Source organism: Flavobacterium gillisiae (genome assembly GCF_900107635.1).
GTDB lineage: Bacteria > Bacteroidota > Bacteroidia > Flavobacteriales > Flavobacteriaceae > Flavobacterium > Flavobacterium gillisiae.
Genome location: NZ_FNRD01000005.1, coordinates 199,711 through 224,136, shown reverse-complemented (window position 1 = coordinate 224,136; position 24,426 = coordinate 199,711). Strand labels below are relative to the sequence as shown.

The window sequence follows — 24,426 nt, the reverse complement described above, 5'->3', positions numbered from 1 at the left end:
GTCTTAAGTTTTATTGACTAGACTATTTCGGATTAAAAATCAAAAACGGAATAATCATTTCTTCCAATGAAATCCCACCGTGCTGATAGGTGTTTCTGTAATAACTCACATAATGATTGAAGTTATTTACGTAGGCCAGAAACAAATCATTTTTTGCAAAAATATAAGAACTACTCATATTAATGGCAGGTAAACCTATTTTTTTTGGTTCTTTGACCGCATAAACATCTTTGTACTCATAAGTTAAGCTACGCCCCGTTTTGTAACGCAAATTAAGGCTGGTGTTTTTATCCCCCACTACTTTTGATGGGTTTTTGACATTAATGGTTCCGTGATCGGTTGTTAATATCAATTTGAAACCCAGTTTTTGTGCTTGTTGAATAATTTCCAATAGCGGCGAGTTCTTGAACCAGCTCAAGGTCAATGAGCGATAGGCTTTATCATCGGAAGCAAGTTCTTTAACTACGTCCATTTCTGTTTTGGCGTGTGATAGCATGTCAACAAAATTATACACTACGGTAACCAGATCGTTGTCTCTTAATCCTTTGAAGTTCTCCACTAGTTTTTTACCGGCAGCCAAGTTGGTGATTTTGAAATAATCTTCCTTGATGTTTAGTCCTAATCGTTTCAATTGCGCCGATAAAAACTCTGCTTCATACAAGTTTTTACCACCTTCTTCGGGATCATTTTTCCAATATTGCGGAAACTGTTTTTCCATTTCTAGCGGCGTTAAACCAGAGAAAATAGCGTTTCTAGCATATTGGGTAGCCGTGGGAAGAATAGAGAAGTAAGGAACCTCTTTTTCCAGTTTATAATAGTTGGATACCTCACTTTCAAAGGTTTTCCATTGGTCGTAGCGCAAATTATCAATCACCACAAACAAAATAGGTTTGTCTTTTTTTACAATTTCGGGAACGACTAATTCTCTAAATAAAGTATGGGATTGAATGGGTTTGTCTGCTTTTGGTAAAAACCAGTCCTCATAATTGCGTTCGATAAATTTTCCAAACTGCGAATTGGCTTCTGCTTTTTGGGATTCCAAAATTTCAATCATTCCATGATCGTTGATGTTCTCCAGATTAAGCTCCCAAAAAATCAATTTTTTGTACAATTCTACCCAGTCTTCATAGGAATTTACCATCGCCATTTCCATGGAGATTTTTCTAAATTCTTTTTGGTAGTCTAAGGTCGTTTTTTGCGAAATCAGTCGTGAATGATCCAGGTTCTTTTTCAAACTCAATAAAATCTGATTCGGATTTACCGGTTTAATCAGGTAATCGGCAATTTTAGAACCTATAGCTTCCTCCATGATATATTCTTCCTCACTTTTGGTGATCATAATCATCGGAACGGAAGATTTTTTCTCTTTCATTTCAGAGAGTGTTTCTAGTCCGCTCATGCCGGGCATATTTTCATCTAAGAAAACGATGTCAAAATTCTCGTTTTCAAATATATCAATCGCATCGCGACCGTTGTTACAAGTAGTGACACTGTAGTTTTTCTTTTCCAGGAACAATATGTGGGGTTTCAAATAATCGATTTCATCGTCTACCCAAAGTATTTTTATCTTATCCATATTTTTTATAAATAGTATTCAAAAGTTCTAATTTATTGTGCCAATTTACAGCTTTTTGAGGCGCTTATTTCCTAATATTATGATAAAATTTCTTGATAAAATTAGATACTCGTACAAGCAATAAAATAGAATCAAGAGTGAAAATAAGGAAAAAAGAATATAGTAAAATGAAAAAAGACGAGAGAGGAGTGGCAAGATTAAAAACCATTACGTACTAATATCTAATCTCTAACATCTACATTGTAACCTCTAATTTCTATTTTCTAACCTTTTTTAATTTAACTAACTACTAATAAGTAAGTTAAACATGCAAAACGTTTTATGGCTAATATCACTTAATTTTGAGTAATGTTTAAACTCTCCTTTTTTCACACCTACAAATCGTCAGGAACTGCAAAGTTTGATTCTATTGTCAAAATTATAGCTTGACCTCCTAAAAAAAGTGCAACACTTTTAACTTAAGAACGCCTAAATAGGAAGTATTGTTGCCTATTTTAAAAAGTGATGAAGTGGTAAAGCACACGTAAATATACAATTGCAACAAAGCGCACTAAGATTAAAACACAAATTATGAGAGAATTGAGGACCTTTTTTAATTGGTGAATCTGTGGCGATAAAGCGAAGTAGTTCTTTGAGCTATTTCTTCTTCATGTTGATAAAAAAAATATAATTGTAGGATTTAATGTTGTTTCATAATATTAAATTATTGGTATTAACACAAAAAATTAATGTGGATTCATAGCATTTTACTTATTTTTTACTTAAATTTATGCATAACATAAAACCATCTATTATGACTGTAAACGAAATATTAAACAAAAAAGGAAATGAAGTTCATTCCATACTTTCTACCATTACGGTTTATGAAGCTTTAAGAATAATGGGAGAAAAAAATGTTGGTGCTGTTCTAGTAATTGAAGATGATAATTTGAAAGGAATATTGTCTGAAAGAGATTATGCCCGAAAAATTGTTTTGAAGGATAAAGCGTCAAAGGATACCTTTGTTCATGAAATCATGGATAAAGAAATCGTTAGTGTAAAACCAACGGATGATTTAGATTATTGTATGGATTTAATTACCAATAAAAGAGTCAGACATTTACCTGTTTTGTTAGATGAAAAAGTAATTGGAATTGTTTCTATTGGTGATGTGGTGAAATCAATCATTGAATTACAAAAAAATACGATTGATCATTTAGATTCCTATATCCACGGAACTAAAGCTTAATTGGTCCTTAATTTATATTAACTTAGAGAAATGCGTTATGGCAACTATTTTTCTTTCTATTCTACTTCTAGGAATTGGAATGGCAGGTATTGCCATCAAAATCTTAGTGAAAAAAAACGGACGATTTTCAGGTACTTGCAGTAGTAATAACCCATTGGTACAAGGCGATGGGGAGGCATGCGGTATTTGTGGCGCTAAACCACAGGAAAAATGTAAATCTTAATTCAATTCTTTTATCTGTTTCTTTAAACTTTCAGAAATATAAGTTTTCCATTTTCCGTTTTCGTCATAAATAAAATAAACCTCCAATTTTAAGTTTTCGTTTTTTTCCAAAAAGCTAATTGATTTTTGTAAGCCCATCACCATGAAAGCGGTAGCATAAGCGTCAGCTGTAATTCCATCATCGGCGATTACTGTGGTGCTTAGTAAATTATGTTTTGCAGGGTAACCCGTTTTAGGATCAATGATGTGCGACAGTTTTTGATTTCCCTCAATATAAAATTTTCGGTAATTACCAGAAGTGGCTAGCGCTCTATTGTTTAAGTTTACGACTGCTTCTAGTTTTCTTTCTGTAGATGTTTCTTCACTAGGTTGGTCAATACCTACTTTCCATTCTTCATTCAGTTTTTTCCCTTTGGCTTTTACTTCACCTCCTAGTTCGACTAAGTAATTGTTTATTCCTTTCCTTTCAAGAAAATCTGCTATCACGTCTACTGAATATCCTTGTGCAATGGCATTGAAATCTATTTTAATCTCCGGATTTACTTTTACGATTTGGTTATCCTTTAAAATCACCTTTTTATAATTGACCAATTGTAGTAAACTATCCACTTGGGATTTACTCAATGTATTTTTTGATGTTGGTCCAAAACCCCATGCGTTTACCAATGGCCCCACTGTAATATCAAAATTTCCTTCTGTTTTTTCAGATACTTCTACAGATTTGTTAAAAACCGTCTTGAAATAATCATCTACAATAACATTTTCTTCATTCTTGTTTATTCTCGAAATAATCGAATTCGGAATCCAGGTAGACATCGATCCATCAATATCTGCAAGCAGAGAATCTATTTCCTTTTGATAAAGAATGCCATCGTCAGACAGATAAGTAATATGGTAGCTAGTTCCTTGTGCATTTCCTTCGAGCTTTATGATTTCTTTTTTAGCGGAAGTACAACTCGTTAGCATCACTAAAGTGCAGAGAAGAAGAAATAGTAGTTTTTGCATAAATTATGTTTTATTGCCACAGCCAAGCGAAAGCGAACAGACTAAGTAAAGACGCTAAGGCATAAATGTTTTACCGAAAAGAATATGTTAAACGGTATAGATTATTTTTTGATTTTTGAGCCTTCGTGGTTAATGAATCACAAACTCATTCAATTCATGTTGGAATCATTCCTATTAACCTCCAAAATCATCAAATGCAATATTCTCTCCTGGAACTCCTAGTTCGTCGAGCATTTTAAAGACCGCCGCATTCATCATGGGTGGGCCGCAAATATAATATTCAATGTCTTCTGGAGCTTCATGGTGTTTCAAATAATTTTCAAACAATACATTATGAATAAAACCGGTATCCCCCGTCCAATTGTCTTCAGGTAGAGGTTCAGATAGTGCGACGTTGTAATCGAAATTTGGAAATTCTTTGTCAATTTTCTTAAATTCCTCGGTATAAAAAACCTCTCTCGAAGATCTTCCTCCATACCAAAAACTCACTTTTCTGTTTCTTTCTTTTACGGTATGAAAAAGATGGAATAAATGGGAGCGTAGCGGAGCCATTCCTGCTCCTCCGCCGATATAAATCATTTCTCTTTGTGTGGGCTTGATATGGAAATCTCCAAAAGGTCCGGCAATAGTAACTTTGTCACCTGGTTTTCGAGAAAAAACAAAGGAAGACGCAATTCCAGGATTTAATTTCATAAAACCACCTACTTTACGGTCAAATGGGGGAGTTGCAAGTCGAATGTTGAGCATAACGATATTTCCTTCCGCAGGATGGTTTGCCATGGAATAAGCTCTAAAAATAGATTCTGGATTTTTCATTTTTAAATTCCAAATTCCAAATTTGTCATAATCATCTTTGAAACGATCATCAATTTTGTACAAATCATTTTTAAAATCCACTTCGCATTCAGGGACGTCAATTTGAATATAGCAACCTGACTGAAAATCTAAAAATTCCCCTTCCGGTAATTTAACCACAAATTCTTTGATGTAGGTAGCGACATTGTCATTTGAAACTACTTCACATTCCCATTTTTTGATACCCATAACGCTAGCAGGAATGACAATTTCCATATCCTCCTTCACTTTTACTTGGCAACCTAATCGCCAATTGTCTTGTTGCTCTTTTCTTGAAAAATAAGGCGTTTCAGTAGGGAGGATTTGACCACCACCTGATAGTATTTGGCATTTACACATACCGCAAGTACCACCGCCACCGCAGGCTGAGGGTAGAAATATTTTTCTATTGGACAGCGTGGAAAGTAGTGTTGAGCCTGCTTCAGTTTCGAGCACATCCTCTTTGTTTATGACTATCTTGACTAATCCTGAAGGAGTAAGCTTAGATTTGGCAAACAGAATTATATAGACAAGCAGCGAATTGAAGAGTAAAAATACAATTACGCTACTGATTATTGTTGTGCTATTAATACCTAATACTATCATTTTCAATTTGATTATAGATTTATAACGAAATCCCCATAAAGCTCATAAATGCAATAGCCATTAATCCAGTTAAAATAAACGTAATCCCTAAACCTCTCAAAGGGCCAGGTACATTAGAATATCGTAATTTTTCTCGAATAGCAGATAAAGCAACGATGGCTAGAAACCATCCCACACCAGAACCGAAGGCGAAAACAGTGGCTTCACCCAAGGAGGCATATTCTCTTTCTTGCATAAATAACGCTCCTCCTAGAATAGAACAGTTTACCGCAATTAACGGCAAGAATATCCCCAAAGAACTGTACAATGCTGGTGCATATTTTTCAACAATCATCTCTACTAATTGCACAATAGAGGCAATTGTTGCAATAAACATTATAAAACTTAAAAAACTAATATCAACAGTCTTATAATCAGTAGATAACCATTCTAATGCTCCCGCTTTTAAGACATATTTTTCTAATAGATAACAAACCGGAACCGAGATAGATAATACAAAAGTCACTGCAAGTCCTAGCCCCACAGCACTTTTTACGGTTTTAGAAATGGCCAAATAGGAACACATGCCTAGAAAATAGGCAAATATCATGTTCTCAATAAAAACCGCTTTTATAAATATATTGATGTGTTCCATGATGAAATGTTTAAATCGTGTTTATTAAAGTATTATTTCGATTCAATTAATTTTTGATTTCGGCTTCTTTGAATCCAGATAAGAATCCCCACAATGATTAGCGCCATAGGCGGCATGATGACCAGACTATTGTTAAAATAACCTAACTTATAAATAGACTCTGGAATGATACGGTTTCCCATCAGTTCTCCTGAACCAAATAGTTCCCGAATCATAGAAACGATTACCAAAATCAAACCGTAGCCAAAACCGTTACCGATTCCATCTAAAAATGAAGGCCAAGGTTTGTTAGACATTGCAAAAGCTTCCAAACGTCCCATGATGATGCAATTTGTGATGATTAATCCAACAAAAACGGATAACTGCTTACTTACGTCAAATACAAAAGCTTTTAAAAATTGATCTACTAAAATTACCATCGCAGCAACCACCGTTAATTGAACGATAATCCGAATGCGATTTGGGATAATATTTCGAATAAATGAAATAATAACATTCGAAAAGGCACAAACTACGATTACCGCGAGAGCCATCACAATAGATGGTTTCATTTTTACGGTAACAGCCAATGCCGAACAGATTCCCAATACCTGAACGGTGATAGGATTATTATCATTTAAGGGATCGTATAAAAGTCTTTTATTTTTTGGCGAAAATAAAGGCTCTTTTGTCTTTTTTGGTTTTGCAGGAACTGCGATTGTTTCTTTGCTCATATCCTGTTATTTTAGTTTGTAAATGCTATTGTTTCCTGTTTTTTAAAATAGGGAATGTAATTGTTTAATGTTCGTTCAAACATTTCAGATACGCCTTTACTCGTTATTGTTGCGCCCGAAATAGCATCAACACCATGCATATCATTTGGTTTTGCACCTCCTTTAATTGCGGTAACCGAAACAAATTTGCCTGATTCATCAAATATTTGCTTCCCAATAAACTGCTGTTGGAATTTTTGTGTTTCAATCTCGGCACCCAATCCAGGAGTCTCACTTTTGTGACCAAAACTGACTCCGTAAACCGTATTCATATCACTTTCCAGAGAAATAAATCCCCATATAGGTCCCCATAATCCTTTTCCTCTTATCGGAATAATGTAAAATGATTTTCCCTCTTTATTGCAAATGAATAGCGGAAACAACTGCTCATTTCCTTTTCCTATTTTAACTTTATCTAATTCCTTTTTAAGGTCAATGTCAAATGCAGTAACACTTCCTGTTACTTGCTCGCCTTTATTATTCAATACAATTTGTTGCGTAATGTATTTATTAAAGGCAGTTTCGGTCCCTGTAGTTTCAGTAGGAATCGAAACACTGGTTAGTATGTTTTTCATTTTTTCTATCCTAACATTCTTCTCCTGATAGGGTGCAAGACTTATGGCGGTTACTGATAGCAGTACGGCAATAACTACCACCATAACAGAGGAAAAAATAAACGTGGCTTTGTTGCTGTCTTTATCCATTTTGATTATGTATTGGATTAACTCTTTTTAGTCTTCTTTTGATATTTGCTTCTACAACATAATGGTCTATTAAAGGTGCCATTACATTCATAAATAAAATCGCTAACATCATTCCTTCAGGGTAAGCGGGGTTAAAAACTCGAAAGAGAATTGCCAGCAGTCCTATTAAAAATCCATATATGTATTTTCCAGTATTTGTTTGTGTCGCGCTCACTGGATCTGTGGCCATAAAAATTGCGCCAAATGCAAATCCTCCTAATACTAAATGATGTAGTGGACTAATTTGCATTAACGTATTCAATCCAAAGAAATTAAAGATTACAGCCATCAAAAATCCACCTGCAAAAACCGAGGCCATTATTCGCCAACTACCAATTCCGGTATATAATAAAATACCAGCTCCAATCAAGCAAGCAAGCGTAGATGTTTCCCCTACAGAACCAGGAATAATACCGATGAAGGATTCCATCATGCTCGGAATTTTATCAGCAAAACCAGCTGCAGCATCGCCTAATGGAGTTGCGCCACTATACGCATCAACAACGGCTTGTCCTTTGTCAGTACTCGTGTTTATCCAAACTTCGTTTCCCGACATTTTGCTTGGATATGCAAAAAATAGAAACGCTCTAGCGGTAAGCGCAGGGTTTAAAATATTCATTCCTGTTCCACCAAAAACTTCTTTACCTATAATAACGGCAAATATCGTCGCGACCGCCAGCATCCACAACGGGACATCTATGGGCATTATGAGCGGAATCAACATCCCTGAAACTAAAAAGCCTTCATTGATAGTATGTTTTCGAATAATGGCAAAAATGAACTCCGTCGTCAATCCTGCTCCGTAAGAAACTATAATTAAGGGTAGTACTTTGATGGCTCCAAAAACAAAATTATCCATTAGAGAAACATTCGTAATTCCGAAAGCATGGTGGTGTTGGTAACCAATATTCCACATCCCAAATAATAAACAGGGAACTAAAGATAGAACCACTAATATCATCGTGCGTTTCAAATCGATAGCATCGCGTACGTGTGTTCCCTTGCTTTTTGTAGTATGATTGGGTACAAATAGGAAGGTTTCAAACGCATCAAATGCGGGATAGAATTTTTCTAGTTTTCCCCCTTTTTCAAAATTAGGTTTGAGATTGTTCAGTAAGTTTCTAAGTGGCTTCAAATTCAGATTTTTTAAATGATTAAATTTGGTAACTATTAGATTGTATGGATATTATGTATTGTTAATTAATATATTACGTTAAATTTTTTTATGAGTCAGTTTGACTTTTACTTTCAACGTTGCTTTTTTTAAAATTGATCAATTTCCTTTTCATAATTTTCTTTTTTGCTTGATCAAAAAAGAAACAAAAAAATCAACTCTTCCGCTCCCTCGTCGGTCAAATTAGTTTTCGAAGTCTAAAACAAAAAAACTCGCTACGCTCAAACAGCTTTTGTTTTTACGACTTCTTCAAACATTTGACGCTCGACTGCGGGCACTAATGACATTAGAATCTCGTAAACAACAAAGTCAATTAACTAAACTCCTTTCGTACCATATCAAGACCATGACGTATGATTTCTTGCGATTTGATCTTGGATGTACAGACTAATTCGCAGAGCGCAAAATCCTCTTCTACTACTTCATATATTCCCAATTTCTCCATCATATCGATGTCTTCAATTAAGATTGATTTTAAAAGTTGTACAGGATAAATATCCATCGGAAACACTTTTTCATATTGTCCAGTCATTACAAAAGGACGTTCTTCGCCATGTAAATTGGTATTTAAATCGTGTTTCTTATTTGGTGTCAACCAAGAGAAAAAAGTGCGAGAAACACTAAACTTATCAAAACCGGGCGCTAGCCAACCCATAAATTCATATTCATTTCCTTCAGGAATTACAGTAATTTGAGAATCATAAAAACCCAAAAAACCGTCAGCTGGAATTTGGCTACCAGACAAAATAGAACCACTGATGATTCTGTTGTCGCCTTTTTTTAGCCCTGCTTCCGAAAGAATATTTTTTACAGACGAACCTACAATGGTTTTATAATATTTAGGGTTGTTGACCTGAGAACCTGTTACTGCAAGAATTCGAGTAGCATCAAATAGTCCTTCGTCAAATAATTTTCCCATGATGACTACATCTTGTGGATTGATGTACCAAACTACTTCTCCTTTGTTAATAGGATCAATGTGGTGAATTTGAACGCCAACATTTCCCGCTGGATGAGGACCAGATATCGTATTGATTTGTACATTTTGAGCCTGACTAAAAGCAGGAGCAGGGGCGGTATTCGCTTGAACGTTTAAATGTATTTTTCCAGTCGTTAATTGCTGCAAGGCATTAATTCCCGTTTGAAAATAAGATTCTTTCCCTGACATGATAAAATCAGTATCAGGAGCTAATGGATTCGTGTCAAAGGCAGATATGAAGATGGCTTTTGGGCTCTCGCTTGGATTCGCTATAGTTCCATAAGGACGTTGGCGGATAAACGGCCAAACACCACTATTCAATAGTTGGTCAATGATTTCTTTTCGAGAAAGTTGGTTGGGATTTGATTTAGTAAATGTAAGGTGTTTTATTTCCCTGTCGGCAAGGATTTTTATTTCTAAAATAACTCTTTTCTGGCCACGAAGAATTTCAATTACTTCACCACTCACGGGAGAGCAAAACTGAATTTTTTTATTGTTTTTATCGTAAAATAGCGGAGTTCCGGCTTCTACATTGGCACCAGCTTTCACTAATAATTTGGGTGTTAGCCCCACAAAATCTTTTGGTTTTATAGCAAATATTTCCGCCACAGGCAGGTCTAATACTGTCTTAGCAGCTTCACCGATCAATTTGAGATTCAATCCCCGTTTAATTTTAATATATTCACTCATACATTAATTTATTTTTAGTGGGTATTACTTATGATTTTCTGGTATTGGAATATAATTCTAGTATGCTATAAGATTAAGTTTATTATTTATTTGTTAAAATAATGGAAGTATAAAGCACTAATTTAATGAATTTGTGTCAAAATACCAACAATAAAAACATTTTAGTTAAGGAATAATGTATAATTGGATAGAAAGTTCATTTTTATAAAGAAATGATTTTCAAAAGAATAGCCTTAAAATATATTTTAGGAGCAGAGCGATTGTGGCTTCAAGCCCGATAGTTCCTGCTGTCTGCTATATCTCTTTATCCCGAAAAGCCGGGATAAAGAGGATGCCGCTTCCATCAGGTCTAGAAATCACGAATGTGTTTCCTAATCATGAAAGTAAAAACACCGCTAATCCACATATTTTTCATTGCTATTAGGGTATGAGCAATGGAAAGGAAATAACGAAGCAATCAAACAAATACTGCGATTCTCTCTGTGACGCTGCTTCTTAATAAGGAAGAGCTTTTACATAAAAATACAAATGAAATAAAACCAATAACAATTATCGGATGCTACTACTAACTAAAAAAGCGACTAAGTAAACTTTATAACTCATAAGTAGTATTAAGTTGTTAATAAGTCGCGCTTTAATTTGGACAAAAAAATCTTACATTTGAAAACCACGAAAAACAAAATTAATCCACAACAAGAAGATGCAGTGCATTTGTTTTTGTTGTGGATTTTTGTTTCTAGGAAAAAGATTGAATTTAATAAAAAGAGGTATATACTTTATGTTATATACTAGTTGTGCGACAGCATTGCGCTGGAGAAAAATAATAATCAAAAACCAAAATAATGAAAAAAATCAATGTTCTAATCCTTCTTATTTTCTTAGGCGGAAATCTTTATTCGCAAGACACTTTAAAAGTTGGTGATAAAGCGCCAAAATTAAATATTACAGATTATATCTTAAATACTCCGAAAGATAAAAATATTGAAGGTAAATTTATAGTTCTTGAATTTTGGGCTACTTGGTGCGCACCTTGTCTAAGCGCTGTACCGCATTTAAATGAATTACATGATAATTTTAAAAATAGAAAAGATTTACTTTTTCTTTCTATGACTTACGAAAAACCAGAAAAAACAAAACGAACACTCGAAAAAATACTATTTAAAACGGTAGTCGTTTCTGATCAAACAAAATTAAATGAAGCTAATTTTAATGTTGACGAAATACCACATACTGTTTTAATAGATAATAAAGGAATTATAAGATGGATTGGAATACCAACTGAATTAAATAGTTCAGTAATTGAAAACTTTTTGAACGGAACAAACATTTCAAAGGGAAATTTAACTTTACCTACAGAAAAGAAGCAAGAAAAAGTAACCGAAGAACAAGAACCGGCAAACAGTATAGATATCACTTTAGAACTTTTGAAAGACAGCAAAGCTTATTATGTTTTTAGCGTAATAAATGCAGCTGAAAATGACGATGTTATGGCATTCGATGCCTTATGGAAAGGAAAATACATTGACTTAAATAATAATTTAAAGTCCATGATTTCAAAAATCATCAAAAAGCCTGAATATCAAATTAGTATTCCAAATGAGTTAGTTCAAAATAAATATAATATTTTCTACAAAAATTTAAATAAAATTGAGATAAACGAACATAGTAAAGTATTAAAGAACAATCTATTAACCTCCTTAAACTTAACAGAAAAAGTAGAAGTTAAAAAAGTAGAAGTTTATAATCTAAAAGTAGAAAATACTGAAAAATTAAACTTTTCCCTTAATCAAGAAGAGAAACAAAAACATAGTGGTAGCAGCACAACACATTTTATTTTTTCAAATTCTAATATTGAAACACTAATTAGAGATGTTGGTAATTATCATAAAATAATAATATTTAATGAAACAGAACAAGATAAGAACTTAGACTTTATAATTAGAAAAGGTACATTCCCCGAATTAATTAATGACTTAAAAGAATATGGTTTACGCTTGGAAAAAGTTTCAAAAGAAATCGAATTCTATAACTATCAATAATATGCCGATCGCACAACAGCCATTTTGAGCTAGCTGGAGTTTAGTGGAATTATTGTTTCGCATCAGCATCCTGCAAAGCCGAAAATTGAGCGGTTACGAACTTCCAGCCATCTCAAAGCAGCAAAACGTTACAGGCAAGTTGAACCAAAAAACTGCATAGAAAATAGAAATATTTAAAATGAAAAAAATCATTATTACTTTACTAATATTAAGCTTTAATTTAACTTTTTCTCAAGATTACTTCGAGGGTAAAAACTTGTATTGTAAATCTGAAAATCCCGAAGCGATGAAGCTCTTTAATTTAGGTATTGAAACTTTATATTTAAATAAATCTTTAAGCCCAAAATATCTCAAAATAACTTCAAATATTTTCTTTAAGGCATACAAAACTGACAAGACATTTTGTGATGCAATTTTTTTTACGGGATACACTTTGAGATTATTGAATGACGAAAAGGCAATAGCTTGCTATATAATGGCTGACAGTTTATCAAAAAAAACATTAGAATTTAAAATAAATTTAGCTTCTGAAGGATTAAGATTAGGTCAAGATAGATCATTAAAAATTGCTAGAAAAAAGTATAATGAAATAATTACTTTATTTCCTGAAAATCCTGAAGGTTATTATGGTTTTGCATTAACTTCTCCTATTTTTGGAGATGTAGATAAGGGATTAGAAAATATAAATATCGCAATTGAAAAATACAAATTATCAAATCTAAAATTAAAAGACGAAGTAATATTTCTAAAAGGCGTTTTATTATCTCAAAACAAAAATTACGATGAAGGTTTAGAATATTTAGAAAGATGTTATTCAACTTATAAAAAAGATGAGAACTTTAAAATACACTATTCATTATGTTTACTCAAAGTTTCTGAAATTATAAATGACGAAAAAATGAAACAAAAAGCTTTAAAATTTTATGGACAAATAGAAAACAAACAGCAGATTCCGGAAGACATAAAAGCAGGACTGAAATTTTAAAAAGAAATGACGTTGAAACGTAAATTGGAATAGCAAATAGAAAATATAAAAGGTAGAATCTGCCAACATAAATTTGAAAAGTTTGCCGTTAAAATCATAATTTCGGCGAAAAAAACCAGCCTGTAACAGCTGTTTTGATATAGCTGGAATTTAGTGGAATTGTCGTTTCGCATCAAGTTTTCGTTAAGCCGAAAATTGAGCGGTCACGAACTTCCAGTCCTCTCAAAGTGGCGAAACGTAAACAATTTTAAAAGAACAACGAATGAAAACAAAAATTACCTTATTACTTTTTATCAACATGATAGCAATGGCTGGATATGGTCAATATGATTGGACACAAGGTCAGTTAATCCTAAAAAATGCGGATACACTCGTCGGTGAAATTCGTGTACCTATGATTTCGAAAAATCTTGTATCTATAAATGGGGAAGAAAAAATAAGTTTCAGAAAAGATCGTAAATCTGAAAAAGTAAAATATGGCGAAAGTCAAGTAGACAAAGTCATTTTTAAAAATTCGGATTCTGAAGTTGCCTATTTTGAATATATAAATTTATCTGAGACTAAAAAAGGGCTATTTAAAATAATAACCAAAGGAAAAGCAAATCTATATGCAAGAAATGTCAGTATATCATCTGGCGGCTATATGACCTCTAGCGGAGTCAGTGGAGGAATGTGGAATTATTCTACAACTGATTTCAATGAATTTTATATTTTGCGGGAAAATGAACTAGCAGCAAGCCCTCTGGCTACAGCCCGTATCTCACGTTCGTTCAATAACAGAGCTATCGAATATTTTAGCGATTGCCCTAGTTTGGTTTCCAAATTAGAAGCCCACATTTACGGAAAGAATGATATCCTAAAAGTTGTAGAAGAATACAACAAAATCTGTTTATAACAGCCGTTTGAGCTAGCTGTGGTTTAGTGTAATTATCGTTTCGTATCAAGTTTTTGTTAAGCCTAAAAATCAGTGCTTAAGAAGCACAAACCATCTAAAAGTCGCGAGACGTTAGAAAAAAAAACATCTCTATGGAACAGAATTATATAATCAAAAATGGTGAAATCACTTTTGATGAAAATAAAATAGTTATTGCTGACGATTCAAAAGAACAAATTAGGATCCAATTATTTTCTTCCATTTGCTGGACGTTTTACGGAACGATGTCGGTTTTAAGGTATATAAAAACGGGTGATGAATTCTTACTTTGGTCGGGTTTGTTTATTGGAATCGCCTATTTTCTAATCTTAATCTTAACATTGCTTAGAACAAGCAAAAGCCAGATTGAAAATAATGAAGTCCATTCAATTGCGCTAAAACAAAGATTTGGAAATGTATTTATTGATATCAAGTTAAAAAATAATAAGTTGAGAAGGGTAAACCTCATTGGCGAGATTCCTGAAGAAATTAAAAATATAATAACAAAATTCAATAAGGCAAAATAACTAATTACGTTTTCCCCAAGCTAGCGCAAGCGTCTCGCTTGTGTCCGCAAAGAATACCCCGCCGTTTTTAAAATAGGACCGTAAATCTTGCTTAGATTTACAATCTGTGCTCATAAAATTGAGTAATTATATAGAAATAGCAAACGGAGATTTCTCCTTTGTCGAAATGACAAGATGATATAATAAATAGTGTTTATTAATAGTAATTGGTTCTATGACCACAAAGTTATCGCAGCTTTGCAATCTGTGCCCGCAAAGAATGTCAACTATAAAATGAACACTTAAACAATAGAAATAGCCATAATTGAGGGATTATTTAAATAAACAGTAGAATCTAATTATAACTAACACTTAAATTATGAAATTATCTAAAACCTTATATTTAGTATTAGCAATAGTGTTTTTATCAGTAAGCACTTTTGGACAAAAAGTAAATGATAAGATACATTTAATTGAAAACGATTTAAACCATTGGGATAAATCTAAAAACAAAAAATGGTCATTAAAAGAAAGAATGGCGTTTTACAACGTAAATGCGGTAAGTATCGCGGTAATTAAAGATTATAAAATAGAATGGATAAAAGCATACGGTTATGCAGATCGTAGTGAGAAAAAACTAGCAACAACACAAACTCTTTTTCAAGCGGCTTCCATAAGTAAATCTTTCAATAGTTTAGCGATATTAAAACTAGTGGAAGAAGGGAAATTAGGATTAGATGATGACATCAATACTTATTTAAAAGAATGGAAATTCCCGTACGATTCTATTTCTAAGGGTAAGAAAATAACAATAGCACATTTATTAAACCATACGGCAGGTTTATCTGTTGGCGGCTTCCAAGGCTATGCAAAGGGAGAAAAATTGCCAACGACAATAGAAACCCTTGACGGATTAAAACCTTCTAATTCTAATGCTGTTCGGTCTATATTTGAACCTGGTTTAAAATTTCAATATTCAGGAGGTGGAACGACGATTACCCAATTAATTCTGGAGAATACCACGGAAGCGAAATACGAAGATTATCTGCTAAACAATGTTTTAACTCCATTAGGAATGAGCAACAGTTCTTTTAATCAACCTCCCGCCAAAGAGAAAGAAAATATTCTTGCAACAGGATATAATATAGATAAAGAAGTGGTAGGAAAGTACCATATATATCCCGAAAAAGCTGCAGCTGGCTTATGGACAAATCCAACGGATCTATCAAAATATATTATTGAAACGCAATTGTCCTTATTGGGAAAGTCAAATAAAATACTATCTAAAGAAATGTCTGTAAAAAGATTAGATACTAATTTCGGAGTATTCTTAAATGATTTTAATGGGGTAAAATATTTTGGGCATAGTGGCGGTAATGAAGGCTTTGTATGCTATTACGTAGGTAGTTTTGAAGATGGAAACGGGGTAGTAGTTATGACAAATGGGAGAGTATCAACGATTATAAACGAAATAGTTAACAGTATTGCAAGTGTAAATAATTGGAAAAACTACCCATTGGAATCCCAAAAAGAATCTATTTCTTTAACGATAAGAAAAGAAAGCCAAAGCAACATTGATAAAGGCATTGCACTCTACAAAAATCTTAAAGAAAATAAGAGTAATGAATACAATTTCTCTAATGAAAGTGAACTCAATCAATTGGGCTACGAATTTCTAAGAGATGCAAATTTAGAATCAGCCATTAAAATTTTCAGCCTAAATGTCAATGAATTTCCAAATTCATCAAATGTGTATGATAGTCGTGGGGAAGCCTATTTTAATAAAAAGGAATACTTGTTGTCAAAAAGCGATTATTTAAAAGTGTTAGAATTAGAGCCAACAAACCAAAACGCAAAAGAAATGCTTTTGAAAATTGACGAATTATTGAAAAAGTGACAAGAAGATCCTCGATAAATTGCAGAAAAGCGTGTCTCTGCAGCCGCTAGTGTCCCTCTTGTGCCGCCAGACAATATCAAATATTAATTAATTAAAATTGTTGCCAATACCATATCATAAAATCAAAAATGAAGAAAATCTTTAATTTAAAATTAAGTCTAGTGCTCGCTTTAGTAGTATTCCAATTGGCACAGGCCCAATCTAAAAAAGCAGCAGTGTTATCAACTGAGTATTTAAAAGTAGCAAACTGGACGGTAAATAATTACCAATTCCCTTTGATGAAATGGGAAAATAAAGATACTTTAAAATATCAAATTGTAGGAGAGTTTACATACATGTCAAAAAAGAAGTGGGATAGTTTTCTGTCAGATTTAGAACTTCTTACTGGAATGAAAATAGTTGAAGCAACGGATGGATCTGATGTTCAAATAACTGTATTTTTTGGAGAGTTAAAAGATTATTTTTTAGCGACAAAAAACAAACTTCCTTTAGCTGTAGATTTTAAAATGAGTAACTGGAGCAATAGAACTTACAATAAACAATATCAATTAATGAAAACAAGTTTTTGTATTGTTCCGTCCAAGATTCAGAAATACAATCATGGAACTTTTTACCTTAAAAATTTGTTTTTAAAATCATTAGGTTTGTTAGGTGTTAATGATGATTCCTTTAGTTTGTTTTACAAATATTCTACAGATAATAATGATAATTTTTCAAAGAGCGATAAACAAATTATCAAATTACATTATGATACAAACATAAAAGCGGGAATGAATTTAGAACAAGAGAAAAATACAGTTAACAATTCTATTGACTTGGAAGCACTTGTAAATGAAAAAATATAAGTATTTATGGAGGATTAAACGTCCCATATGTCTGTACTATGGTAGCGCAGATTTACAATTTGTACTACAAAAAATTTCATCCCTTAAACAATAGAAATAACCGTAATAAACTGGTTATTATAACAAAAAATAGAAAATAATGATACCCCGATAGTGCAAGCGTGCAGAATTAGTTCGTAAAGAGTGCTACTATTTCAATAATAACGATAACCAAAATAAAAAGTTTAATAAAATATTTAAAAACAAAGCAATCACAAATGAAAAATATAATCTACTTTATTAGCCTTATTGTATTGGGAACAGCAATCTTCTTAATTATCGAATATCCGGAATCTGGAAGAATACAAGGAATCGCTGGGGCTGTACTTATTATTGGTCTTACTTTAAATATTATTGGTTATTTATTTAAATCAAGGGCAAACAAAAACTAGAAACTAACAAGACCAAACAATTTTTTATGAGAATGCACAAAAACGTTTACTTAGCATTGGCTATTTTATTTTTAATTTCTTTCATCTACTCCTTATTTGATACCGGAGCGACACACAAACTATTCTTTTGGGAGGTTAATATTTGGTTGTATCGAGTGTTTCGATTGGCAATAGCAGTATTGTTCATGAAATCGTATTGGGACATCAAAAAAGCTGAAAAAATTACGGAGCAATAAATATCAGGAACAGCTACTGCCGCCACAAAGAATGTCAATTGAAATCTTGATTCTAGCAAAACATAAAAATAAATTCAAAATGAAAAAAATCCTTGTCCTTTTAATAGTACTTGTTTCGGTACCTACATTTTCGCAAAACTTCAATAAAGCCAAAATTGACAGTCTGTTCCAAGTTCTCGAAACCAAAGATAAATATATGGGAAGCGTTGTCGTATCTGAGAATGGGAAAATTATTTATACGAATGCCATAGGAAAGGAAGATATCGAAAGCAATAAAAAAGCAACAGTTTCTACCAAATATAGAATTGGCTCCATCTCTAAAATGTTTACTTCGACTTTAGTTTTTAAAGCCATCGAAGAAAAGAAACTAAGTCTGAATCAAACTATTGAAAGCTACTTTCCAACTATTGAAAATGCGTCTAAAATTACTATTAGTAACTTATTGAACCACCGCAGCGGAATTTATAATTTCACCAGCGCTGATGAATATGCGTCCTACAGCGCAGTCCCTAAAACCTCCAAAGAAATGGTGGCCATTATTGCCAAAGGTAAAAGTGTTTTTGAACCCAACAGCAAAGGAGAATACAGCAATTCTAATTATGTGTTGTTGAGTTATATTCTGGAGGAAGTCTACAAACAGTCGTATGCGGCATTGGTACAAACTAAAATAGCAAAGCCATTAGGGTTAAAAAACACTTATTTTGGAGGTAAAATAAGTACCGCTAACAACGAATCTTATTCCTATAGCTATACAGACAAATGGAATAAAGAAACCGAAACGGATACCTCAATCCCAATGGGAGCGGGAGGGATGGTTTCTACTCCAACCGATTTAACACATTTTATTGAGGCGTTATTCGCCGGAAAATTGATTGCTGCAGCTTCATTGGAACAAATGAAAACAATGCAAGATAAATACGGAATGGGAATTTTTCAAGTGCCGTTTTATGATAAAATCGGCTATGGACATACCGGAGGAATCGATGGATTTCGTTCGGCATTGTCTTATTTCCCCGAAAGTAAACTGAGTGTCGCGATCACTTCAAACGGAATGAATTATGGAAATAATGATATTGTGATTGCTATTTTATCGAGCTACTACAATAGAAAATTCGAAATTCCCACGTTTACCACTTTAGACCTAAAAACAGAAGATTTAGACGCTTATTTAGGAGTTTATGCAAGCGATACGTTTCCATTGGCAATAACAGTTACAAAGGATAATACCAAATTGATGGCACAAGCAACGGGACAAGGTGCTTTTCCACTAGAAGCGACTAAGAAAGATTCATTCGAATTTAGAGCGGCCGGAATTACCTTAGAATTTAATCCAATAGCAAATCAAATGACCATTTTTCAGGGCGGAACAAAAAATGTTTTGACAAAAAAATAACTGTACTTTAAATGTGTGTTTAAATATAGTTTTGGACATGATGTACAATGCATTCGAATAAAAAGAACAGCATACGTTTGCTTTAAAATTAGAATGAGTTCGTTACTAATTTTATAAATAGAAAGAATAATGAAAGTTTATTTGATATTTTTATTTGGTTTAATTACGGCAATTGGCTCTGCTCAACAGGGCTATTTGGTTAAAGTCAATTGTGAACGGTGGTCTTTTCTCTATCCAAGGTTTTTCAGGTGAAGGAGTATTAATTTCAACGGTTTTAAAAGAAAATGATTTGGGTGTGAAATAAAGGTAGGGTAAAACCACGTAAAAACACCTATATTTTTGTAGGATAAATAGAGTATATTTACGTTTTTAAATTTCGGTAAAGAGATTCGGAATTTTTAGGTAAAAATACAAAATGTGAATTTAAAACTAAACGAATTGAAAACATTTGAAACGGAGCGACTAGTTCTGACACCCACAACTACAGCTGATGCCGAATTTATTTTGGCGCTGTTCAATACCCCAAAATGGATTGAATTTATTGGGGATAGAAACTTGCAAAATGTTCAAGATGCTGAAGAATATATCTCGAATAAGATAACGCCTCAAATCCAAAAAGTTGGTTTTGGAAATTATACGGTAACCAGAAAATTTGATCGTGCAAAAATTGGATCCTGCGGGCTTTATGATAGAGAAGGCGTAGAGGGTATCGACATTGGATTTGCTTTTCTTCCACAGTATGAAAAGAAAGGCTACGGTTTTGAAAGTGCGAATAAGCTAAAAGAACTTGCTTTTAGTGAATTCAATTTAACCGAAATTAATGGAATCACTTCAGAAAAAAATATTGGTTCTCAGAAATTATTGATGAAACTGGGCCTTCAGTTTCAAAAAAACATCAAACTAACAGACGATACCGAAGAGGTATTGCTATATAAATTAGCGTTTTAGAATAAAAAGTGTCAATTTAGCAATGATAGAAATCGTGCCTATAATAAAAAGGATATGCGGTAATTAAAAAGCAATAGCAAAGGAATTACCGCATAGCCCGCAATACGACAAGTCCAGCTAAAAAAAAATATTTTAAAACAAAAAGATATGAAAAAAGTGATGAGTTTAGGGATGGTATTGTTGACTGGATTGACATGTCTAGCCCAAGGGAAAGACGAGAAAGCAAGTCAAACTTATAAGAACATTCATAGCAAAGCGATTCTTGTAGATACACACAATGACTTCTTAACACAAGCAATGGACTACGGCGTAGCTTTTGATCAGGACTTGCGCGGGAAAACACATAGCGACTTAAAACGATGGAAAGAAGGGGGCATGGACGTGCAATTTTTTTCTGTTTTTAGTGATGGTGAGCAACCCAATCCCTATGATTTTGCAATGCGTCAAATGGATAGCTTAGATGCAGCTGTCAAACGCAATCCAGATAAAATTGTAAAAGTAGCCAACACTGCTGAACTATATAAAGCAGTGAAGCAACACAAAATGGCAGCATTGATAGGCGTTGAAGGTGGCCATCAAATCGAAGATGACCTCAATAAACTCGATACCTTCTATAAAAGAGGCGTGCGCTATCTGACACTTACCTGGAACAATTCTACGTCTTGGGCAACTAGTGCTGCTGACGAAACGCACAACAAAGATTTAAAACACAAAGGCCTGACTGATTTTGGAAAGCAGTTAGTACAACATATGAATGCATTGGGAATGATGGTTGATATTTCTCATGTAGGCGAACAGACTTTTTGGGATGTTATTGCTACTACAAGTAAACCCATAATCGCTTCTCACAGTTCTGTTTATGCGCTTTGTCCGCACCAGCGCAATCTCAAAGACGATCAAATTAAAGCCATTGCTAAGAATGGCGGAGTCATTCAAGTGAATTTTAATTCGGGATTTCTTGATCCTACTATAGAAAAGAGAGAAGATGCGTTTATTAAAAAGCACATGGCCGAGGAAGATTCCATCATGGAAGTAGTTCAAAACCGCCATGTTGCGTCTTCGACAATTTTCAAAAAACACAATACAGAGGCACAAGACCTTCGAGCCTCTTTTGATCTTGTAATCAAGCACATTGAATATATCATCAACTTAGTGGGCGTTGATTATGTAGGAATTGGTTCTGATTTTGATGGTATTGAATCTCCACCACAACAATTAAATGACGTCACAACGTATCCACTAATTACAAAAGCACTGGTAGAAAAAGGGTATAGTGAAAAGGACATCAACAAAATATTAGGTGGAAACTTATTACGGGTTTTGAGTGCCAATGAAAAACACTAATCGCTACCTTTTTTCGAAATATATCCGGCATTAGTAGCGGCGTTTGTCTCTCACAAAATTAAACACAGACTTATTCTATTTATTTATAGAAGAGGTTTTTTGAAGCTAAAGCAAAATATACCAAAGTACATTCGTTTAACTATTATTTAATCAACAGATTCCTTTCATCAATTTAATTTTTGGTATTTTGCATTCCGAAATACTAATTTAAAATTGCCCGATAATGATTCCAAGAATTGCACTATTTCCCGAAACCAAACTAATAGGAATGCGAATGACGATGTCGTATAGCGACTATAAAGCGAGGGAACTATGGAAGCGTTTTATGCCGAGAAGAAAAGAAGTTTTAAATACCATTGGCACGGATTATTATTCGATGCAATTGTTCAGTCCTACTTTTTACGATAATTTTAATCCCACTGCGGCTTTTGAATATTGGGCAGCTGTAGCAACAACTGATTTAGAAAAAATTCCTGAAGGAATGGATTCTTTTACAATCAACCACGGCCTTTATGCTATTTTTACTTATAAAGGTGATGCGAACGGAGCGCCTGCTGCGTTTGAATATATTTTTGCTACTTGGTTACCAAGCTCCGAGTATGTTTTAGATGACAGACCTCATTTTGAAATATTAGGTGATAAATATAAAAATGACCATCCTGATTCTGAAGAGGAAATTTGGATTCCAGTTAAACTGAAAAAACAGTAAATTTGCTGCCTGTAATAAAATAATAAACGAGCGATCGTAATGAATGAAAAGCAAAAATTAAAGGAGGTAGCTGCGCTTTTTTTAAAATTAGGAATTATAGGTTTTGGAGGTCCTGCCGCCCACATTTCTATGATGCGTGAGGAAGTAGTGGTGAAAAAAAAGTGGCTTAAAGAACAACATTTTTTAGATCTAATAGGCGCCACAAATTTAATTCCGGGTCCCAATAGTACCGAAATGGCAATCCATATAGGTCATGAAAGGGCCGGATGGAAAGGGCTTATCGTTGCAGGATTGTGTTTTATCGTCCCAGCCGTTATACTCACAGGAATCTTTGCTTGGCTTTATAAAGATTACGGGCAGTTACCGGAAATTCAACCCTTTTTATACGGTATAAAACCTGCGATCATCGCCATTATTCTAGGTGCTATTTTTCCTTTGGCAAAAAAATCCTTGAAAACAGTTCGATTAGGAGTTATAGGGGGTATTGTTTTGATGCTTTCGCTGTTGCAGTTCAATGAAATAGCACTTCTTTTTGGCGCCGGATTCTTGGCTTTGTTTTGGAACTCATTGACGAACAAAGACGTGGAAAGCAAATGGAATAGTTGGACCCCGTTAACGTTGCTTCCGGTTTCTAAAACGGCTATACTAGCACCAACGAACTTTAATTTATTTCTAATTTTCTTAAAAATTGGGGCAATCTTATACGGTAGTGGCTATGTTCTCTTTGCTTTTTTGGATGCTGAATTGGTAGCCAAAGGATTGCTGACGCGAACCCAATTAATAGATGCCATAGCAGTCGGGCAATTCACGCCGGGACCTGTTTTTTCATCGGTTACTTTCGTAGGCTATCAAATTAATGGAATATCAGGCGCACTCATTTCAACGCTGGCGATATTTTTACCCTCATTTGTGTTTGTAGCATTATTGAATCCTTTGGTAAAGAAAATGAGAAACTCGAAGCCTTTAGCTGTATTTCTAGATGCTGTAAATGTGGCTTCTATAGCGATAATTGTATCTATCTGTTATGAATTAGGTAAGGAAACGATCACAGAATGGCGCACGATATTAATAGCAATACTGAGCGTTGCGATTGTTTTTAAGTACAAGAAGGTAAATAGCGCCTTGGTTGTTATAGGTGGAGCGCTTTTTGGTTATTTATTGACGCTCAATTAGTTATAATTCATAACTAATTAATTAGTTTTATAAATAAGTTCATTATTCCAAAAAAGAAATAATGGACCAAATACGTTAGTCTGTTCTTAAAATGTAAAAAATATTAATTAATTATGATACAATTATTTCTTTTAAACCCTGATTTCATTGACCCAAAAGCAGATAAGAATGGAACGGTATATTATTGTCCAGACTGTGCTATTATTGAAGGTATTCTAAGCTACTATCCAGAGCTTAGGAAAGAATTAGACATCGTTTATGTAGACTTTGAAACGCCAAGAACGGGTATTGTAGCATTAATAGGAGAAGAGAACCAGGGCAGTCCTGTAGTTATCATTTCAAAAGAGGAAACCCATAATGTTGATGTTAGCTATTTTACAGCTTACGGGGACGTTCTGTTCATAAATTCTACTACTTTGATTGCAAAATTTTTATCTGAAAAATATAATGTTGGTCTAATGCATCCGTAGATAGAGCTATATATGGAAATGAACTGCCTTTGAAAATTGATTTAAATAATGATTTTCAATATCTTACAAATATCCTTTTGCATTATTTTGATAT

The 24,426-nt window shown here is 33.7% G+C and carries 24 protein-coding genes; 16 read left to right on the top strand and 8 right to left on the bottom strand.

What is annotated here, in order from left to right; all coding sequences use genetic code 11:
* Positions 1 to 22: 22 nt before the first annotated feature.
* A complete protein-coding gene (gene porX / locus BLV35_RS09145; RefSeq protein WP_091088349.1) occupies positions 23 to 1,576 on the bottom strand; it encodes a T9SS response regulator signal transducer PorX in 1,554 nt (517 codons plus the stop codon).
* A 793-nt stretch (positions 1,577 to 2,369) separates the two neighbouring features.
* On the opposite strand from porX, the gene BLV35_RS09140 reads away from it, so the two are divergent.
* Together BLV35_RS09140 and BLV35_RS09135 are read left to right on the top strand one after the other, a co-directional pair.
* Positions 2,370 to 2,804 carry a CBS domain-containing protein gene (locus BLV35_RS09140; protein WP_091088345.1) on the top strand — a complete coding sequence of 145 codons (435 nt, stop codon included), beginning with the start codon at positions 2,370 to 2,372 and terminating at the stop codon, positions 2,802 to 2,804.
* A 37-nt stretch (positions 2,805 to 2,841) separates the two neighbouring features.
* Positions 2,842 to 3,027 (top strand): membrane or secreted protein, encoded by a 186-nt coding sequence (locus BLV35_RS09135; RefSeq protein WP_091088341.1) that lies wholly within the window; start codon positions 2,842 to 2,844, stop codon positions 3,025 to 3,027.
* On the opposite strand, the gene BLV35_RS09130 is transcribed toward BLV35_RS09135, so the two are convergent.
* The 7 genes from BLV35_RS09130 to BLV35_RS09100 form a co-directional block, all read right to left on the bottom strand.
* Positions 3,024 to 4,031 carry an FAD:protein FMN transferase gene (locus BLV35_RS09130; RefSeq protein ID WP_091088338.1) on the bottom strand — a complete coding sequence of 336 codons (1,008 nt, stop codon included), beginning with the start codon at positions 4,029 to 4,031 and terminating at the stop codon, positions 3,024 to 3,026. The two genes, BLV35_RS09135 and BLV35_RS09130, sit on opposite strands and share 4 nt — an antisense overlap.
* 174 nt (positions 4,032 to 4,205) lie before the next feature.
* Positions 4,206 to 5,471, bottom strand: coding sequence for an NADH:ubiquinone reductase (Na(+)-transporting) subunit F (gene nqrF, locus BLV35_RS09125; RefSeq protein WP_091088335.1), 1,266 nt, complete (start codon positions 5,469 to 5,471; stop codon positions 4,206 to 4,208).
* A 19-nt stretch (positions 5,472 to 5,490) separates the two neighbouring features.
* Complete coding sequence (gene nqrE, locus BLV35_RS09120; RefSeq protein ID WP_091088332.1) at positions 5,491 to 6,105, bottom strand: NADH:ubiquinone reductase (Na(+)-transporting) subunit E; 615 nt, start codon at positions 6,103 to 6,105, stop codon at positions 5,491 to 5,493.
* A 32-nt stretch (positions 6,106 to 6,137) separates the two neighbouring features.
* The gene (locus BLV35_RS09115; protein ID WP_091088329.1) at positions 6,138 to 6,818 is read right to left on the bottom strand and encodes an NADH:ubiquinone reductase (Na(+)-transporting) subunit D; all 681 of its coding nucleotides are present in this window, start codon (positions 6,816 to 6,818) and stop codon (positions 6,138 to 6,140) included.
* Between the two features lie 11 nt (positions 6,819 to 6,829).
* The gene (nqrC, locus tag BLV35_RS09110) at positions 6,830 to 7,561 is read right to left on the bottom strand and encodes an NADH:ubiquinone reductase (Na(+)-transporting) subunit C (RefSeq protein ID WP_091088325.1); all 732 of its coding nucleotides are present in this window, start codon (positions 7,559 to 7,561) and stop codon (positions 6,830 to 6,832) included.
* On the bottom strand, positions 7,554 to 8,735 hold the full coding sequence (locus tag BLV35_RS09105; protein ID WP_091088322.1) for an NADH:ubiquinone reductase (Na(+)-transporting) subunit B: 1,182 nt from the start codon (positions 8,733 to 8,735) through the stop codon (positions 7,554 to 7,556). Before BLV35_RS09105 ends, nqrC begins: the two co-directional genes overlap by 8 nt.
* A gap of 352 nt (positions 8,736 to 9,087) precedes the next feature.
* Positions 9,088 to 10,443, bottom strand: coding sequence for a Na(+)-translocating NADH-quinone reductase subunit A (locus BLV35_RS09100; RefSeq protein ID WP_091088318.1), 1,356 nt, complete (start codon positions 10,441 to 10,443; stop codon positions 9,088 to 9,090).
* Between the two features lie 842 nt (positions 10,444 to 11,285).
* Between BLV35_RS09100 and BLV35_RS09095 the strand changes: the two genes are divergently transcribed.
* The 14 genes from BLV35_RS09095 to BLV35_RS09035 all read left to right on the top strand — a co-directional run bounded on the left by BLV35_RS09095 (position 11,286) and on the right by BLV35_RS09035 (position 24,332).
* Positions 11,286 to 12,482, top strand: coding sequence for a TlpA family protein disulfide reductase (locus BLV35_RS09095; protein ID WP_091088313.1), 1,197 nt, complete (start codon positions 11,286 to 11,288; stop codon positions 12,480 to 12,482).
* 178 nt (positions 12,483 to 12,660) lie between these two features.
* Positions 12,661 to 13,467, top strand: coding sequence for a tetratricopeptide repeat protein (locus BLV35_RS09090; protein ID WP_091088310.1), 807 nt, complete (start codon positions 12,661 to 12,663; stop codon positions 13,465 to 13,467).
* 262 nt (positions 13,468 to 13,729) lie between these two features.
* Positions 13,730 to 14,362, top strand: coding sequence for a hypothetical protein (locus BLV35_RS09085; RefSeq protein ID WP_176980595.1), 633 nt, complete (start codon positions 13,730 to 13,732; stop codon positions 14,360 to 14,362).
* 131 nt (positions 14,363 to 14,493) lie between these two features.
* Positions 14,494 to 14,907, top strand: a complete 414-nt coding sequence (locus tag BLV35_RS09080) for a hypothetical protein (RefSeq protein WP_091088303.1) — start codon at positions 14,494 to 14,496, stop codon at positions 14,905 to 14,907.
* Between the two features lie 358 nt (positions 14,908 to 15,265).
* Positions 15,266 to 16,783, top strand: a complete 1,518-nt coding sequence (locus BLV35_RS09075; protein ID WP_091088300.1) for a serine hydrolase — start codon at positions 15,266 to 15,268, stop codon at positions 16,781 to 16,783.
* Between the two features lie 128 nt (positions 16,784 to 16,911).
* Positions 16,912 to 17,628, top strand: coding sequence for a hypothetical protein (locus BLV35_RS09070; RefSeq protein ID WP_091088298.1), 717 nt, complete (start codon positions 16,912 to 16,914; stop codon positions 17,626 to 17,628).
* A 257-nt stretch (positions 17,629 to 17,885) separates the two neighbouring features.
* Positions 17,886 to 18,059, top strand: a complete 174-nt coding sequence (locus BLV35_RS19270) for a hypothetical protein (protein WP_176980594.1) — start codon at positions 17,886 to 17,888, stop codon at positions 18,057 to 18,059.
* A gap of 26 nt (positions 18,060 to 18,085) precedes the next feature.
* Complete coding sequence (locus BLV35_RS09065; protein ID WP_143031848.1) at positions 18,086 to 18,295, top strand: hypothetical protein; 210 nt, start codon at positions 18,086 to 18,088, stop codon at positions 18,293 to 18,295.
* A 79-nt stretch (positions 18,296 to 18,374) separates the two neighbouring features.
* Positions 18,375 to 19,688 (top strand): serine hydrolase domain-containing protein, encoded by a 1,314-nt coding sequence (locus tag BLV35_RS09060; RefSeq protein ID WP_245712040.1) that lies wholly within the window; start codon positions 18,375 to 18,377, stop codon positions 19,686 to 19,688.
* Between the two features lie 417 nt (positions 19,689 to 20,105).
* Positions 20,106 to 20,636 carry a GNAT family N-acetyltransferase gene (locus tag BLV35_RS09055; protein WP_245712039.1) on the top strand — a complete coding sequence of 177 codons (531 nt, stop codon included), beginning with the start codon at positions 20,106 to 20,108 and terminating at the stop codon, positions 20,634 to 20,636.
* Positions 20,637 to 20,783: 147 nt separating this feature from the next.
* Positions 20,784 to 21,980: a dipeptidase gene (locus BLV35_RS09050; RefSeq protein ID WP_245712038.1), complete on the top strand. Its 1,197-nt coding sequence runs from the start codon at positions 20,784 to 20,786 to the stop codon at positions 21,978 to 21,980.
* A gap of 223 nt (positions 21,981 to 22,203) precedes the next feature.
* The gene (locus BLV35_RS09045) at positions 22,204 to 22,689 is read left to right on the top strand and encodes a GyrI-like domain-containing protein (protein WP_091088288.1); all 486 of its coding nucleotides are present in this window, start codon (positions 22,204 to 22,206) and stop codon (positions 22,687 to 22,689) included.
* Between the two features lie 39 nt (positions 22,690 to 22,728).
* Positions 22,729 to 23,862 carry a chromate efflux transporter gene (gene chrA, locus BLV35_RS09040; protein WP_091088285.1) on the top strand — a complete coding sequence of 378 codons (1,134 nt, stop codon included), beginning with the start codon at positions 22,729 to 22,731 and terminating at the stop codon, positions 23,860 to 23,862.
* Positions 23,863 to 23,975: 113 nt separating this feature from the next.
* A complete protein-coding gene (locus BLV35_RS09035; protein WP_091088281.1) occupies positions 23,976 to 24,332 on the top strand; it encodes a DUF3088 family protein in 357 nt (118 codons plus the stop codon).
* Positions 24,333 to 24,426: the final 94 nt, after the last annotated feature.